This is a genomic window from bacterium (assembly GCA_016124905.1).
Taxonomy (GTDB): Bacteria; Pseudomonadota; Alphaproteobacteria; order Rickettsiales; family RI-342; genus RI-342.
This window is the reverse complement of record WGMV01000003.1, coordinates 1-16,673: the sequence shown is the minus strand read 5'-3', so window position 1 is coordinate 16,673 and position 16,673 is coordinate 1. Positions and strand designations below refer to the sequence as shown.

Sequence of the window (16,673 nt, the reverse complement as noted above, 5' to 3'; positions counted from 1 at the left end):
AAAAATCCTTAACACGGGGGCGAAAAACGTTAATGGATAACCTAACGGGTTTTTTTACGATTTCAATCCCTGCATCTGGCGGAAGGCGAGATTGACCTGTATGGAGGGGTGGTAACCACGTTATGGAGCATGGCATGGATATCGTCACCCTTTTGCAAGCCGTGTTGCTGGGGGTGGTGGAGGGATTGACGGAGTTTTTGCCCGTTTCCTCCACCGGGCATTTGATTTTGCTGGAAGAAATAATGTCCTTTAAGGGGCCTCCCGGCAAGGTATTTGAAGTATTCATACAGCTGGGCGCTATTTCAGCGATTTTGTGGCTTTACCGGGAGCGGTTTTACAGCGTGCTGCTGGGATTGCCGAAGCGAGACCCGGTGGCCTGGCGTTTTGCTCTGAATCTTCTGGTGGCGCTGGTTCCTGCGCTGGTGCTGGGTGGGTTGTTTCACGATTATATCAAAGACGTGCTCTTTTGCTCCTCGGTAGTGATTGCCAGCATGATTGTGGGCGGGGTGGCTATTCTGCTGGTGGAAAAATACGCGCATTTATCTCCATGGGTGAACAGCGTGGATGCTGTGGATAAAAAAATGGCCTTCAAGATAGGCCTGTGTCAGTGTCTGGCGATGATCCCTGGCGTATCACGCTCGGGGGCGACGATCATCGGCGCCATGCTGCTTGGGGTGGAGCGAAAAGCGGCGGCTGAATTTTCCTTTTTTCTGGCTGTGCCGACCATGCTGGCGGCCAGCAGTGTCGATCTCTACAAAAGCGCTCATTTGCTGCACGCCCAGGATGGGCTTGTGCTGGCTATCGGGTTTGTTTCCGCCTTCATCGCCGCGGTGATTGTGGTGCGTAAAATGATTGCCTTTGTCACGCGCAATGGCTTTGCGCCTTTTGGCTGGTATCGCATCGTATTCGGCATTCTGATGCTGATGGTGCTGTATTTATTTTAAGGTTAGCCGACCGGTTTTTTAGCATGCTTAAACGGCGGAAGCCCGTAGAGCTTATTGTGCTGACCCAGCATAGGAGGAGCGACTGGATCGGTAACGGGCGTATCAGAAAATCGGATTGGGTTACGCGGCAGTTTAATTTCCATACCCAGAGGGTGCATGATGGGATGAAAGAGATTATGCGCCATGCTTTGCGGGTGTTCGATCGCCTGGCGGATATCCAGAATCGGCGCGGCGGGAATGCCGCATTTGCTGCACGCATTCAGCCAATGAGTTGAGGGACGGGCCAAAAAGCGCTGCTGAAGAAGTCCTTCCAGAAGATTGCGATGCTGAACGCGATCGGGATTGCTGATGAAGCGGGGGTCTTCCGCCATGTCCGGCATTTCCATGATGCCGCAGAGATCCTGATATTGCTCATCCGTGCCGACGGCGATGATGATGGGCGTATCCGCCGTATCGAAACATTGGTATGGCACGATGGATGGGTGACGATTGCCGATGCGGCCCGGTGATTTGCCGGAAAGCAGCGTGGTCATCAACTGATTGGCCAGCATGGTGATCTGTACATCGAACAGGCAGAGGTCAAGCCATTGGCCTTTGCCATGCTGCGGATGGCCAGGCGTATCGCGCGCCAGAAGCGCGGCCAGGATGGCCTGGGTGGCGGCCATGCCGGTAAACAGATCGGCCACGGGAATGCCCACACGCATGGGCTGGCCGCCTTCGCCGTCAGGCACGCCGGTGATGCTCATGAGGCCGGATGCCGCCTGGATCATGTAATCGTAACCTGGTTGTTTCGAAAGCGGTCCCGTCTGCCCGAAGCCGGTGATGGAGCAATAAACCAGTTTCGGATTGGCGCGTTTGAGCTCCTCATAGCCGAGGCCGTAACGCGCCAGCGTGCCAGGCAGGAAGTTTTCCACCAGCACGTCGGCTTTGGTTGCGAGATCCTTCAGGAAGGCCTGTCCCTCGGGTGTGGCAAAATCCACCGCGATGCCGTGCTTGCTGCGGTTGGTTGCCAGATAATAGGCTGATTCGTTGCTGTTGCCGCCTGTATCATCGGGCAGATAGGGCGGGCCCCACTGGCGGGTTACGTCATTGCGGGAGGGGTGCTCCACCTTGATGACGGTTGCGCCGAAATCCGCCAGAGTTTGTGTGCACCATGGGCCGGCCAGCACGCGGCTCATGTCCAACACGGTGACGTGCTGCAATGGCCCGCCCGCTTTGCCGTTTTTCTTCATAGCGTCCATTCCGGGTATTGCGGTTTAATGTCCGGATGGGCGGTGCCAACGGCCTCCATCAGGTGGGTAAATCCATGCTCGCGCAGTTTTCGTTCCAAACCCTTTACGATATCAGCTATTACTTTGGGTCCCTGGTAAATGAACGCTGTATATAATTGCAATAGAACCGCGCCCGCGCGGATTTTTTCCCATGCGTCATCGGCGCTGGAAATGCCGCCGACACCCACCAGCGGCATTTTACCTTCGGTGAACCGGTAAAGATGATGTAGCGCCTGGGTGGCCAGCGGCATCAGCGGTTTGCCGCTCAGGCCGCCATTGACTTCCCTGTAACGTTCCGGCACGTCGGAGCGTGAGACCGTGGTGTTGCTGACGATCAAGCCATCCAGCTGGTGCCAGAGGGCAAGCTCGGCAATGGTGGCGAGGGAGTCCTCATTTTCATCCGGCGAAATTTTTAGCAGCAGCGGTTTGCGGCGGCGCGTGCGCTCTAAGCTAGCCTTTTCGCGCATGAGGATGCTGAGAAGCTCGTCGAGTTTCTCCCGGTTTTGCAGGTCGCGCAGGCCTTCGGTGTTGGGGGAGGAAATATTGACCGTGATGTAATCCGCCTGATCGTGAAAGCGCTGGAGCAACGCTACGTAATCGCCTTCAGCATGGATGGTGGTTTTGTTCTTGCCGATATTGATGCCGACAATGGAGCCGCCTGGAAGCTCACCCCTTTGGATGATGGACTGGAGGCGTTCGTAGGCTTTCCCGGCGCCTTCACTGTTGAAGCCGAAGCGGTTGATGACGGCTTCCTGCTCAACCAGGCGGAAAATGCGCGGTTTGGGGTTGCCCGGCTGGGGTTGGGGCGTGATGGTGCCCATTTCCGTAAAGGCAAAGCCGAGCTCATGCAGAGGGCCGGGAACTTCCAGATGCTTGTCGAAACCCGCGGCCAGCCCCAAGGGGTGAGGGAACGGCATATTCCATAGCCGTATCTCGAGGGATTTGGCTGGCAAGAATTTTGCCGCGGGAACCCAGCCCTTATTGAGCGCCCAAATGGTTATTTTATGGGCGGTTTCGGGGTCGATCCAAAAAAGAAGCGGGCGTATGCGCTGGTAAAAATCTGCCATGCGGGCAATTTACAGCCCATTTATGGGGGCTGCAAGCACTGCAGGATAATAAACCGGACAATATAACTATATCTTGTGTTAAAGAAGGGTTTATTTTAATGTAAAACCTATATTTAGCTGCAAAGGTGGGGTAGCAGCAGTTGAAAGATATGGCAGGTAACCGGCGAACCCGTGGGGTTAAGCAGCCGAACCGCCCATTTGTGGTGCGGTGCGGTTATGCTTTGCTGTGTTCGGTTTCCCTTTTGTGGCTGCTGCCCGCCGCCGATTTGTTCGCCGCCGATACAAGTGCTGTATCAGCTGATTCCCAGCCGATTCCCGATAAAGACCTGTTCGAGCCGATCGACCCCGTAAAGCTGGATGATAAAAACGAGGTGGTCTCGCCTATGCTGGGCGGCAAGGAGCAGCCGCTAAAGGCCGATAGCGCCAGCATACCGGGATTCAAGCCGCCACCCGCCAGCGGCAAGGAAAAAGCCGCTGCTGAAACCGGTAAGGCCCAAGCTGCAAACAAGGCCAAGAATGCGGCTGCCCCTGCCATGCCGGTTGAGTTACAGCCCATACCGGCAGACATCAAAGAGGCAGAAGCACCCGCTGCCGCAAAAGATCTGGCGAAGCCTCCATCCTCGCTGAACCTTACTCCGCCGACATTGCCCCCCACGCAATTGCCGCCACCCCCCGCCGTGGCCGAAGCCCCTGCTGTCAAGCCAGCGGAGAAAAAGGTGGATCCTGCAGCGGCAAAGGCTCCGGTTGCGCCTGTGGCGTTGCCCCCCATCCCGGCGACGGCCGCGAAAGCCGCTATACCAACCGCACCCGTGCTTCCGCCGGTTGCATCCGAGGCGGCTGTTCCGGTGAAGCCCATGGCTGCGCCTCCGCCTGCCAAGGCGCCCGCCGTGGCGCCACCGGCTGCGGTGGAGGCCGCCATAGCCGCTCCCCCTGCTGCCAAGGTGGAAAAAATCCCCGTGGAGCCTGCGCCCGCCAAGGTTGCCGTGCCTGCGCCTGCTCCGGCTGTGCCACCCGTGGCGGCTGCGGCAGCCCCCGCCACTCCCACCGCAGCGCCCCCCGTGTTGCCGCCACCGGTGTTGCCCAAAGTTTCAGACAAGACGGCTGGGGATGTGCCGCTACTTCCGCCCGTTACCATTACGATGCCGCAAGCGCCTGAAGTCACAACGCGCGTAAAGGAAACAGCATCAGGCGGGCCTGTGGAGCTTCCCGCGGAAATAAAAAAGGCGGCCATGGAAACAAGCCCGGTTGGGGGAGATGTTTCGGGCACGGTATCGGAGCCTAAACCCGTGCGCATGGTGAAAATTCCGTTGCCGACCGCAAAACCCGAGGCTCCCGAGCCGCCGGTGGTTGCCAGTTTGGCTTCCCGGCCAAACCATGCGTCCTGGTACAGTTCCAGAGAGCCTATGCCGTTGATGCCCTCTTCGCGCATTCCATCCAACGTGGACGAAGTGGTGCGCCGCCTGCCGTCCGGGCTCAGCAGCCGCAGCATGCCGGAGCGGCCGGAGCCGCCGGTAACTATCGAACGCGTGACGGATGAAAGCGATTTTCCCGAGGAGGGGTATGCTGACGATAAGCCGGTCGGCGCTTCCGCGCGCCGCGGGCAACGCAAATCCACCGTCGAGGAGGAGCTGAACCAGGCGTATGAGGCGCTGATGATGGGGCAGACGGAAAGCGCTGTATCCATGTATCGGCAGGTGCTGATGGAAGATCCGCGCAACAAGCTTGGCATGTTCGGGCTGGCAACGTCGCTTCACCGCAACGGGCAATATGCTCAGGCACAACGCGCCTATGCCGAGCTACTGTCCTATTATCCGAACTATACCGACGGCTTGAACAATTTCTTCGCCTTAATGAGCGATATTGCGCCGGGCGACGCCATCCGCCAGCTGGATGAACTGGCGCGGCGTAACCCGGATTTCAGCCCAATCCCCGCGCAGATGGGTATGGTTTACATGAAGAACGGCGAGTATGAGAATGCCGCCAGCTCACTGGCGCGGGCTGTGACGCTTTCGCCCGAGAATGTTACGTACCGTTATAATCTGGCCATTGCACTGGATAAGATGGGGCAGAATACCGAGGCCGTGCGGCTTTATCAGCAGGTGCTGGAGGCGATGCAGAATCAAAAAGACTCCAGCATTCAGCTGGATGCTAAAAATATACAAGAAAGATTAATCTTTTTGCGGTCTAAAGGTACCTGAGTCAGTCGCTGTCACGGCTGACCGATGGAGCCTGACATGGAAATTCTTGAGCTACTGACATTCGCCAAGCAGAACTCGGCCTCGGACTTGCACCTGTCCACCGGTAATCCGCCCGTGCTGCGTATCCATGGCGACATGATGCCGCTCAACACACCGCCGCTGAACGCGGAACAGGTGAAGCACCTCCTTTACAGCCTGATGACCGAGCAGCAACGCTCAGTTTACGAGCGTGAGCTTGAATTGGATTTTGCCGTATCCTTTGGGGCGGATATGCGGTTTCGTATCAACGCATTCAATACCATCAACGGGCCGGCGGCTTCTTTCCGCGATATTCCAACCCAAATCAAAACTATTGATGAGCTGAAGGCGCCGCAGATTCTGAAATCACTCTCCACCCTCAAAAAAGGGCTGGTACTGGTGACGGGGCCGACGGGTAGCGGCAAATCCACCACCATGGCGGCCATGGTGGATTACATGAACACCACGCATAGCCACCATATCATCACGATTGAAGACCCGGTGGAATTTGTCCATCAATCCAAGCGTTCGCTCATCAACCAGCGGCAGGTGGGCGAGAATACCAAATCCTTCACCATTGCCTTGAAAAGCGCCCTCCGCGAAGACCCTGACATCATTCTGGTGGGGGAGATGCGCGACCTCGAGACGATACGTCTTGCACTTTCCGCTGCTGAAACGGGACACCTTGTGTTGGGCACGCTGCATACCAACAGCGCGCCGAAAACCATCGACCGTATCATCGACGTGTTTCCCGCTAACGAAAAAGAGATGATCCGCGCGATGCTTTCCAGCTCGATTGAAGGCATCATTACACAGAACCTGCTGAAAAAAGCGGATGGCAAGGGGCGTATCGCCGTGCATGAAATCATGCTCGGAACACCGGCGGTGCGTAACCTGATCCGCGAGGGGAAAATCCCGCAGCTGGTCTCGCTCATCCAGACCGGTACCAAGCACGGCATGCAGCTGATGAAGGATGTAGTGGCCGAGCAACTGAAGGAAGGCGTGATCACGGAGGAGGTGGCGCGTGTATATCTCTATGGCGCCGGTGATGAAGAAAATGCCAATGGCGGGCAGCAACGCCACGCCGGTGGCGCGCAGCAGGGGCATAGATAATGCAGCCGAATGAAGGCAAGGAACTGATCACCAAACTGCTGGACACCATGGTGAGCCAGAATGGGGCCGACCTGTACCTGACGGTCGGTGTTCCGCCATGCATGCGCACGGGTGACCGGATTGTGCCGATTGTGCAGCAGCAGGCGCTGACACCGCTGCAGGTCAACAGCATGGCGCGTTATCTGGTGCCGGATGAATTGTGGGCGCTATTCGAGCGCGATCTGGAATTCAATTATGCATTTCCTTGGAACGGACAGGCTCGTTTTCGTCTTAACCTGTTTCGTCAGCAACAGCAGAACGGCATGGTCATCCGCCATATCAAAACCATCATTCCCACCCTGGCGGATTTGAACCTGCCAGCAATTTACGGGCAGTTTGCCATGCGGCGCGCGGGGCTGGTGCTGGTGGTCGGTAAGGCGGGGGTCGGCAAATCCTCCTCGCTGGCAGCGATGATTGACCACCGCAACCGCAATGGCCACGGGCATATTATTACGGTGGAAGACCCGCTCGAATTCGTACATACGCCGAACCGCTGCCTGTTTACACAACGCGACGTGGGTATTGATACGCGTAGTTTCGCCGGTGCGCTCAAGAATGCATTACGCCAGCGGCCCGATGTGATCATGGTTGGGGAAATCCGAGATATTGAAACCATGGAGCTTGCCATCGCCGCGGCCGAGAGCGGGCATCTCTGCCTTGCCACCCTTCACGCCGACAGCGCCAACCACACCATAGAGCGCGTGCTGGACATGTATGACGCGCATGATCAGCATCGCGTGCTGAAGAGCCTTGCGCATAATCTTTCGGGCATTCTGGCCCAGCGGCTTGTGGACACGCTCCAGGGCGGCAAAATCATGGTGCCGGAAATCCTTATCAATGAAGGCGGCATCACCCAGCTCATCATGGAAAACAAGGTGGGCGAGATCAAGGAAATCATGGGTAAATCACGCGGGCAGGGCATGTGCACCTTTGACCAGTCCCTGCTGGATCAGGTAGTGGCAGGGCGCATCCATGAAGACACGGCACTGCAGGAGGCCGACAGCCGTACTGACCTTCAGCTCAAGCTGCGTCAGTGGTACGCGGAGCATAAGCAGAGTGGCGACGCCGGCGGCGCAGGCTATATTAACAACCAGTTCTGATAGCGGCGATTGCCGCAGCGCGCATCTGTGCTATGACGGGGCATGGCGCTGAAACCATCTTCACCATTGAGGGAATTGCCACAGTCAGGATGGCTGTTGCTGGCGGTGTTTGCCGTTACGTCTATTCGCATTCTTTATCTGGCGTTTTATCCTTACCCGCTTTTTGCCGATGAGGCGCAATACTGGTTCTGGTCGTTAACGCCGGACTGGGGGTATTATTCCAAACCACCCATGGTGGGCTGGATGATTGCGGCAACCACGCGGTTGCTGGGCAATGACGGGGTTCTTGCCGTAAAGCTGGCATCCCCGTTGGCTTATGCTGTTACCAGCGTGGTGATATACCGTTTGGCGATACGGTTTGAATGGCCGGAAAAAACGGCCTTCTGGTGCGCGCTTTTGTTTCTCACCATGCCGGGGGTGACCCTTTCCTCGGGGCTGATTTCGACCGATCCGTTTTTGTTGATGTTCTGGGCGCTGTTCATGCTGTGCTTCTGGGAGGCGCGCCTCAGCAACCAGTGGCGCTGGTGGCTTGCAACCGGACTGGTGGGCGGGCTTGGGCTGCTGAGCAAGTATAACATGGCATTTGCCGCGTTCGGGGTGGGGTTATGGGCATTGATGTATCAGCGCCACCTGTTTGCCAACCCACGATTATATGTGGGGGCGGCGCTGGCGGGCCTTGTTTTTATGCCTAACATCCTCTGGAATCTTCAGCACGGCATGGTAAGCCTGAAACATACGGAGGATATTACCCAGCTGACGGAGGATAACAGCCGTTTTCATCTGTCTAATCTTGGGGAGTTTATTGGAGCTCAGATTGGACTGCTTGGGCCCGTGTTGTTTCTCGGTTTTATCGGCTTTATTGCAGCCGTTCGCCATTACAAGGCAGATACAACGGTTCGTTTCCTGCTATGGCTGCTAGCGCCTTCCATGCTTGCCATTCTGGTGTTGAGCTTTATCACGCGCGCGCATGGCAACTGGGCGGCGCCTTCGTTGATTCCGGCCGCCATGCTGGCCGCGTTGTGGATGGGCGGACGACCATTGCTTCTAAAGACGGCGCTTGCGCTGCATCTGATGTTGATCCCTGTTTTTTATGGCTATGAGCCATTATTAAATCTGGCCGGGGTCCGCGTGACCAAACGTATTGACCCATTTTACCGCCTGCGCGGGTGGGATGAAGCGGGCAGGCAGACGCGGATGTTTCTGGAGGCAAACCCCGATGCAACGCTGTTGGCTGACCGGCGCAAGATCAGCGCCTTGATGAGCTATTATGCCGGCGCGCATGGCAGGGATGTGGTGGAGTGGCAGCAGCAGCCAACCCAGGTGCAGGATCATTTTCAGCTGATGCGAGGGGTGTTTCAACAGCCTCAGCAACAGCCCTATGTGCTTGTTACGCCCGATAAACCCACACCGGCTCTCTTGGATTTTGAGAATGTAGAGCCCCTTGGGGAAATAAATGTGCCCATTCACGGAAAGCCAGCCATTCTCCTGCATGTATGGCGAGTTGAAGGATTTAGACGATAACCTTTGGTTCTGTTTTCCTTGCTTATAATAATTCAAGAGTTGCGAATTGCAATCTGTCATGGTAACAGCAACCCTAGGTAGGGTTGTTAAAAACCATCATTGATACAGCCAGTATAAGGGGAATGGCTATGGTTCTGTCCACAGCTGCCGCAGGGCAAAAAGTGAAGGGTGGGCGACGGATTTATGGTGCTCGGAAAAAAGCCGCGTCCTGCTTCATTGATCATTATCGTCATCGCCAGGCATTGCAGCATCTGGCGGATTCACCAAGCTTATCAGACAAGGCGCAGCAACGCCTGCTGGCAATGCTTGAGCGATGCGAACAGCGCATTGCCATGGCGCCGGTGCTTGATGATGAATCGCTTCTGGTGGCGTTGAAATACCTGCTTGAACTGGTACAGGAAGAGGTGATCGACAATCAGCCAACCGTTGGAGAAATGCAGCGCATTACAATCCTGAACAACAGTATCGGCTATGTGGGGTTACGAATGATGCGAAGTGTACCGGTGCGTAAAATGCGCGATTCGATCAAGCTTGATACGCATGTTTTGGCCAAGCGCGCGCAAGTGGATATGGAATTGCACCGAAGGTAGAGAGAGCATCTCCCGCAGCCACCTGGATGGTGGCAGAAACCGTGTGAATGACGCACCAATGACTAGTGCGTCGTCAACTCAACATCTAGTGTTTCGTCAGCCGGGGCGGTGTTGACCAGCTGCAACAGCTCGCGCAGCTCTTTTACGGTTGCGGTGTCGGGATTTTTACAAAGCTTGAACAAACGCTTCGGAAAACGGCCGAACTCAACCCCATCTGATACGAAAATATACTCCTCGTCATGCATCTGCACGGCGGTTTCTCCCTCCTGGAACGCATTTTTTTGTGGCGACCACAGGGTCTATTTTTGACACGGTAAGCGCGTGTAACCAAGGTAAAAATTTACAACATTTTCAAATTTTTTGGTTGCAAGCCAAGTATGTAAGTTTCGACAAACTCTTATGCTGTTCACCCACAGAATATGCGTTACCGGGCAGGGGTAAAACATCTATATCTTGTGTATGTTATAGCCTTCGCGCGTGTCTTCGAGGCTGTAGCCAAGGGCGGTGATGTCCGCGCGCAATTTATCGGCGGCTGCAAAGTCTTTCGATCGCTTGGCGGCCAGTCGTTTTTCCGCCATTTCGATGATTTCCGCAGGGATGGCATTGGTGCCGAACCATGTATCCGCTGATTCGTTCAACAGGCCCAGCCATTGCAGCGTGCCCAGCAGCGCAAGGGCTTTTTCCGGGTTGGATGGCGTGTTTGCATCCAGGCTGTTCAGTTCTTTGGTCATGGCACTGATGGCGGCCAATGTTTCCGGCAGGTTCATGTCGTTGTTCATGGCCTGCATGATGGTTTCCGGCAGGGGCTGGCTGCCGATGGTCAGTGATGCGTAACGGGCCAGGATGCGGTACCAGCCATCCAGCATGGCCTTGGCATCGGCGATGGATTTCTCATTCCAGTCGAGCGGCTTGCGGTAATGCGTGCCAAGGAACACCAGGCGAATGACCTCGCCCTTGATGCCCTGGTCAAGCAATTGGCGGACCGTGGTGAAGTTGCCAAGGGATTTGGACATTTTCTCGCCCGCCACGGTCACAAAGCCGTTATGCACCCAGGTGGTGGCGAAATGGGAACCCGGATAGGCGCAGGTGCTCTGGGCGATCTCATTTTCATGGTGGGGGAACTTGAGGTCCGCTCCGCCGCCATGCAGATCGAAATTCTCACCCAGCAGAGTATGGCTCATGGCTGAGCATTCGATGTGCCAGCCGGGGCGGCCCTTGCCCCAGGGGCTGTCGAAGATGGAGGAGGGGTCATCGGTCTGGGCGGCGGGCTTCCAGAGCACGAAATCACCCGGGTGCCGTTTGTAGGATTCCACCGCCACACGGGCGCCGGCTACCAGTTCATCCAGTTTGCGGCCGGAAAGCTCGCCATAATGATCGCATTTTTCCACGGCGAACAGGACGTGGCCCGTGTCGGGGCCTTCGGTAACGGCATAGGCGGCGCCCTGATCGATGAGCTTCTGGATCATGTCCTGCATCTGGGGGATATATTGCGTGGCGCGGGGTTCGTGCGTTGGCGGGAGGGCGCCGATGGCCTCCATATCGGCATGGAACCAGCCGGTGACGCGTGTGGTCAGCGCTTGAATGGTTTCGCCATTCTGGGTGGCGGCGGCGTTGATTTTGTCATCCACGTCGGTGATGTTGCGAACGTAGGTGACATGGTTATCGCCATATATCTGACGAAGCAGGCGGAAAAGCACATCATAAACCACCACCGCCCGTGCGTTGCCGATATGCGCCCGGTCATAAACCGTCGGGCCGCAGGCATAGAGGCGCACCTGTTTGGGGTCGATCGGCGCAAAAGCCTCGTTTTTTCGTGTCAGGCTATTATAAAGGTGCAGCGTCATGTGCATTATCTCGTCAGGGGGCTTTCTGCGTGAGTCTTAACCGTGCTTCCCATTCCGCACAAGCGGTTGCAACCAACCCGGAAGGGCCATTGCTTGCCCCGGGGGATAAAATCACCCTGATTGCCCCCTCTTATCCCGTTACGCCGGGGCAGGTGAACAAGGCTGTGGAGCTGGTGAAGGGGCTGGGGTTTGTGCCTTTTGTTCCGGATGATCTGCTTGGCGATGACCTGCTGTGCGCCAATAGCGATGCCAAAAGGCTGGAGTATGTGAAAGCGGCTTTTGCCGACAGGCAAAGCAAAGCCCTGTGGGCCTTGCGCGGCGGCTATGGCGCAACGCGGCTGATGCCGGAATTGCTGGCCATGCCGAAGCCAGAGCATTTCCAGTGGCTAGCCGGGTTTTCAGACATCACGGCGCTGCACATGCTGGTGAATCAGCGCTGGGGTTGGCCGAGCGTTCATATGCCGGTGATGGCACAGTGGGCCGATGACCGGCTGGATGAGGAAACCGTGGCGGGTATAGGGAGGCTTTGGCGCATAGGCGGCTATGCATCTCCCATGCCCGTGGCGGTGAATGCGGCTGCCCGCCATGTTGCCAAGGTAGAGCAGGGGGCACGCATCATCGGGGGGAATCTCTGCCTGGTGCTGGCCTCATTGGGTACGGCCTGGCAGGTGGATGCCGCAGATAGCTGGCTACTGCTGGAGGAGGTGGATGAGCGGGGTTACCGGATTGACCGCATGCTCACCCAGCTTTCGCAGGCGGGGGTGTTTGCCAAGGCAAAGGGTGTGCTGCTGGGGGATATGAATGGCGGCGACGAGCCTGACGGGGGCAATAAAATTGAGGCCGTGCTGCAGCGTTTCGCCTTAGATGCGGCGTTTCCGGTGTTCCGTTTAAATGGGGTGGGGCATCGCCGTACCAACCTGCCCATTATACTGGGGTTGCCCTCGGCCTGAATAATTGTTCCGATTGCGGATTAGCATTTGGCTAATCAATGCCTGCTAATGTTGGCGGTGGGCTATGTGGATAAATAATGCTGCGTTGCGGCATATGTCACAAAATATTCATGTAGAATCGTTACAAATTATGCGTACAGGCATGATGGATAGGCTGAATGGACGGTACGCAGGCACCGATGACCCAAGCTGAAGCACCCGTGAGCGGGGCGCCAGATGATGCCGCAGCTAAAAATTTCCCCGTTCTGCAGGATATCCAGTTTTTCGGCAGGCCGCAGCGCGGACGCAAAGAGGGCATCGGCCTGAACCGCGTTTCGCTTGTGCTGGGAGAGCCGGGGACCGTTACGCCGGACCATATTGCCTGCATCAAGGACGCACTGATGAAAAAAGGCGTGGATGCCTCTGCCATCCATGTTCGCCTTGCGCCCAAGGCACCCAGCGAGGCGGAGCTCATTGCCTATAAGGCGAAAAAAGCGGGCCCTTATGACTCCTCTACCCAGACGGAAATGCGGGTGGTGGTGGATGTGGGGCCGTTGAACCGCAAAGAACAGCATTCGACGGAATGGCTGGATTATTTCAATGATTGCGGCATTGCGGACGATGCCATCACCACGCAGGCCCGCAATCAGCTAGCCGAACAGACCATGCCGCTTATGGCGCGCATCCGCCGGGACGGGCCGGTAAAGGCGATCAAGCATGAATATGCCGTAAGCCCCATCAAGCTCATCGGCCGAATGTATTTCATCGGCGATACGCTCAGCTTCCTGGTAGGATTGATGAATTCCATCGGGACGATCAAGTCGCGCGGGTATGGCGACCTTGCTTTTGGCGTGGCGTGCAGCGCGACCGGTATCGTCATGTCCGGCTGGGGTGATCGTCCAGATCCCAACAGCCCGTCTCAGGCGCTGATGGATAAGATGGATCATGCGCTGGCGGGCAAGCCGTCCGGTTATCCTGCCGCCGCCAAGCCGCAACTGCCGAAGGTGAGCCTTTCGGAACAGGCGGATACCTATCTTGCAGAACATGCTGCCGCCATTGGCAAGGTCGGGCTTATAGTGGCGTCCGGCGGGCTTTTCATGGCGGGTGTTCAGCAGAAAAACCCCATTAAAATGGTGCAGTCCTTCTTTGCCAGTGTCGGGTTTCCAATTTCTCTGATGATGCCGAAAGAGGGAATCCGCCTGGAAGATACACGCGCCAGCAATGTCATCAAACAAAACCCGCTGGCGCAAAAGACGTTCCATTTTCTTCAGGAGCGCCCTAATTCGCTGATCGCTTTGGCGGTGATCCATAACGCACTTGGCTTCGGCACGGCCGCACGGGACATTGTACGGAGCGAACCGGCCAAGGAAGCGCTGCGTCAGCAGTTCAGCGACGAGGCGTTTCAGCCAAACAAGATCGGCAAAGACGGCCAGCCGATGAAATGGTGGGATTTGCCACGCAAGGAGCTGATCGCTCATGCCAAGGCGCTGGGTAATGAGGAGTTCATTGAAGGCATTGCCAACTACCAGATGTATAACCGTTTGCGGTTGTCGGCCGTCCCTTATGCCCTGATGGTGGGGACCTATTTCGTCACGAACGCGCTGTTCGGTCTTACGGTGGAGCCCAAGCGGCGCGTGCATCCCGATGAGCTTTTCTCGCTGGCGGCGGAACGCTGGCTGCGCACGGCCGATACATCCCTTGCGCCGCAAGCGCTGGCGGAAAGCAGCATGTCTGCGCTTGCTTCCATGGTGCAGTGGCTGGCGCAGCAGCCCGCGGTACGGTTTGCCCAGCAGACAGGGAAATTGCCCATGGAGCCGGGAGAAAGCCTGGAGCACGTGCTGGCGCGCGGTATTATAGGCAAGGCAGGCCAGATGGCGCCGCTGACCGGCCAGGATGGGGCATACCGTTTGCTGGCGGGCATTGCCGAGCCGGTGCTTGCTGCCGGTGAAAGTCGCCAGGCTGAAGGGGGCTCGCCCAGCTATTTTATGGCGCAGCCAAGCCCGGACAACATGCTGAGTGAGGCGAGCGTGCCTTTGGCGGCTATTCAACAAGATAATGCCCTGCTTGACGCCACAAAGACTGTTTTTAATGATAAAAGCAGCGTGCGCCAGCAAGCGGACACCGCGTTTCGTGAACTGGCGACCGCGCCCGACGCCGGAGCCCATCTGCGTCACTAAGCGCATCTGTTGCATAAATGCATCATTTTTTTGGCAACCGTCATGGCTTGTGTGGGTGGTTTTCTTGCGGCTTTTACTTCGATGCGCCGCATATAAAACTAGAAGACCTAGTAAATCATAGCGATTTAAGCCCGGGTAAGAATTATTCTAAGATAAATGGTTGTTTTTTAAACAAGTCGTATAAAAGAATGCCCTTTACTTGTTGATAAAAATTGCTATGCCCAACCTTGCTATAAAAGGAGGGCTTGATGCTTGAGCATCGCGACGTGCGTTTTGTGAAACATGGAATTTTCAGCCTTTTGGCCGCAACGGCTCTGGCAGGTGTTTCTATGCCGGTACATGCCCAGGTGCCTCCTACGGCGGATCCGGGCCGACAAGAACGCGAACTGCGCACGCGCATCACGCCGGAAACCAAGCCGGTCACGATTGAGCGCAAGGATGAGAAGCAAGGGCTCGATATCAAAGAAGGCGGCGCGAAATTCACGCTGCAATCTGTTCAGCTTGAAGGGGTGACGGTATTCGACCAGGCAAAGGTTCAGGAATCCTACGCCCGTTACATCGGCACGGAAGTAACGCTGGCCGATCTGCAGCGCATCGCCGATGCAGTGACCGCATTTTACCGCAACGAAGGTTATATTCTGTCTCAGGCAATAGTGCCGCCCCAGCGCGTTAAAGGCGGTGTGGCCCGTATTCAGGTAATCGAGGGCGGTGTCAGCAATATTCGTCTGGAAGGCGGTTCCGCCGATCAGCGCGGGCTGGTGCAATCCTACCTGAACCAGATTCCGCTGCGTGCGCCGGTCAAGGCGTCCGAGCTGGAGCGTTATCTGCTTCTGGCGGAGGATCTTCCCGGCATGTCCGCCCGCGCGGTGATTCAGCCGTCGGCTTCTGAAAAGGGCATGGCCGATGTGGTGGTGGTGCTTGAGGAAAAGAAAATTGACGGTTCGCTTGGGATTGATAACCGCGGCAGCCGTTATCTGGGGCCGTACTTGGTGAATGCCACGGCCGGTTTCAATAATATTTTCGGTCTGAACGAGCGCACGCAGGTGCGCGGCGTTATGTCTGCCGAGGGCGACGAGCTGGCCTATGGCGAGATTGTTCATGATGAATATGTGGGATCGGAAGGGACGCGCATCCGTCTGCAGGCCTCCACGACCGATACTAACCCGGGCTCCAAGCTTGAATCGCTGGATATCGCGGGTAACAGCTTCTCCTATGCGGCCTATGTCACGCAACCGCTGCTGCGCAGCCGTCAGAGCAACCTGTTTGCCACCGGCGGGTTTGAGTACCGTAATTCCCGCCTGTCCAACAGCAGCAGCCTCAGCTATGTCGATAAGCTGCGCGTTGCCAGTGCTTCGCTCGCCTATGACATGGCGGACAAATATTTTGGCGTGAACCGCTTTGAACTTGGTATCTATCAAGGTTTGGATGTGTTGAATGCCGGTGAAACACCGGCTGGTATCACAACATCTCGCGTGAATGGCGATGAAAAATTCACCAAGGCCACGTTTGATGCAACCCGCGTTCAGCCGATCAGCGGCCCTTGGACGGCTGAAGTGGCCTTCAGCGGTCAGCTTTCCGCCGATCCGCTTCTGGCTTCGGAAGAATTTGGCATTGGCGGCCCGTCCTTCGGTCGTGGTTATGACCCGTCTGAAATTACCGGTGACAGCGGTGCTGCCGGCCGTCTGGAACTACAATATAATGATACGCTCAGCTGGGTGGTGGTTCAGGATTACCAGGTTTACGGCTTCTATGATGTCGGCAAGGTCTGGAACCGGGATGTTCAAACCGGTAGCGGTGAAGAAAAAACGGCAACCCTGGCCTCGACCGGCCTTGGGGTGCGTTTCAATGGCCCGTATGATCTT

13 protein-coding genes are annotated in these 16,673 nt (G+C 56.5%); 9 read left to right on the top strand and 4 right to left on the bottom strand.

All coding sequences use genetic code 11. The annotated features are described in order from the left end of the window. Window positions 1-134 precede the first annotated feature (134 nt). Window positions 135-944: an undecaprenyl-diphosphate phosphatase gene (locus GC177_00765; GenBank protein ID MBI1274489.1), complete on the top strand. Its 810-nt coding sequence runs from the start codon at window positions 135-137 to the stop codon at window positions 942-944. A gap of 2 nt (window positions 945-946) precedes the next feature. On the opposite strand, the gene GC177_00760 is transcribed toward GC177_00765, so the two are convergent. After that, window positions 947-2,185 carry a CoA transferase gene (locus GC177_00760; protein ID MBI1274488.1) on the bottom strand — a complete coding sequence of 413 codons (1,239 nt, stop codon included), beginning with the start codon at window positions 2,183-2,185 and terminating at the stop codon, window positions 947-949. Beyond that, complete coding sequence (locus GC177_00755; GenBank protein ID MBI1274487.1) at window positions 2,173-3,282, bottom strand: quinone-dependent dihydroorotate dehydrogenase; 1,110 nt, start codon at window positions 3,280-3,282, stop codon at window positions 2,173-2,175. Before GC177_00755 ends, GC177_00760 begins: the two co-directional genes overlap by 13 nt. A 149-nt stretch (window positions 3,283-3,431) precedes the next feature. Between GC177_00755 and GC177_00750 the strand changes: the two genes are divergently transcribed. The 5 genes from GC177_00750 to GC177_00730 all read left to right on the top strand — a co-directional run bounded on the left by GC177_00750 (window position 3,432) and on the right by GC177_00730 (window position 9,861). Further along, window positions 3,432-5,480, top strand: a complete 2,049-nt coding sequence (locus GC177_00750; protein ID MBI1274486.1) for a tetratricopeptide repeat protein — start codon at window positions 3,432-3,434, stop codon at window positions 5,478-5,480. A 36-nt stretch (window positions 5,481-5,516) separates the two neighbouring features. Next, window positions 5,517-6,611: a PilT/PilU family type 4a pilus ATPase gene (locus tag GC177_00745; GenBank protein ID MBI1274485.1), complete on the top strand. Its 1,095-nt coding sequence runs from the start codon at window positions 5,517-5,519 to the stop codon at window positions 6,609-6,611. Further along, window positions 6,611-7,750 (top strand): PilT/PilU family type 4a pilus ATPase, encoded by a 1,140-nt coding sequence (locus GC177_00740; GenBank protein ID MBI1274484.1) that lies wholly within the window; start codon window positions 6,611-6,613, stop codon window positions 7,748-7,750. The genes GC177_00745 and GC177_00740 overlap by 1 nt, the downstream gene beginning before the upstream one ends. A gap of 42 nt (window positions 7,751-7,792) precedes the next feature. Continuing rightward, window positions 7,793-9,271 (top strand): phospholipid carrier-dependent glycosyltransferase, encoded by a 1,479-nt coding sequence (locus tag GC177_00735; protein MBI1274483.1) that lies wholly within the window; start codon window positions 7,793-7,795, stop codon window positions 9,269-9,271. A 128-nt stretch (window positions 9,272-9,399) separates the two neighbouring features. Next, complete coding sequence (locus tag GC177_00730) at window positions 9,400-9,861, top strand: hypothetical protein (protein MBI1274482.1); 462 nt, start codon at window positions 9,400-9,402, stop codon at window positions 9,859-9,861. 62 nt (window positions 9,862-9,923) lie between these two features. Here GC177_00730 and GC177_00725 read toward each other — a convergent pair whose 3' ends face one another. Continuing rightward, window positions 9,924-10,112, bottom strand: coding sequence for a hypothetical protein (locus GC177_00725; protein ID MBI1274481.1), 189 nt, complete (start codon window positions 10,110-10,112; stop codon window positions 9,924-9,926). Between the two features lie 195 nt (window positions 10,113-10,307). Beyond that, window positions 10,308-11,705, bottom strand: coding sequence for a cysteine--tRNA ligase (locus GC177_00720; protein ID MBI1274480.1), 1,398 nt, complete (start codon window positions 11,703-11,705; stop codon window positions 10,308-10,310). Between GC177_00720 and GC177_00715 the strand changes: the two genes are divergently transcribed. From GC177_00715 to GC177_00705, 3 genes are all read left to right on the top strand, one after another. Further along, complete coding sequence (locus GC177_00715; GenBank protein MBI1274479.1) at window positions 11,675-12,655, top strand: LD-carboxypeptidase; 981 nt, start codon at window positions 11,675-11,677, stop codon at window positions 12,653-12,655. The genes GC177_00720 and GC177_00715 overlap by 31 nt on opposite strands. A 179-nt stretch (window positions 12,656-12,834) precedes the next feature. After that, window positions 12,835-14,811: a hypothetical protein gene (locus GC177_00710; protein MBI1274478.1), complete on the top strand. Its 1,977-nt coding sequence runs from the start codon at window positions 12,835-12,837 to the stop codon at window positions 14,809-14,811. A 248-nt stretch (window positions 14,812-15,059) separates the two neighbouring features. Then, window positions 15,060-16,673, top strand: a 1,614-nt coding sequence (locus tag GC177_00705; GenBank protein ID MBI1274477.1) for a BamA/TamA family outer membrane protein, incomplete at its 3' end; no start/stop codon positions are given.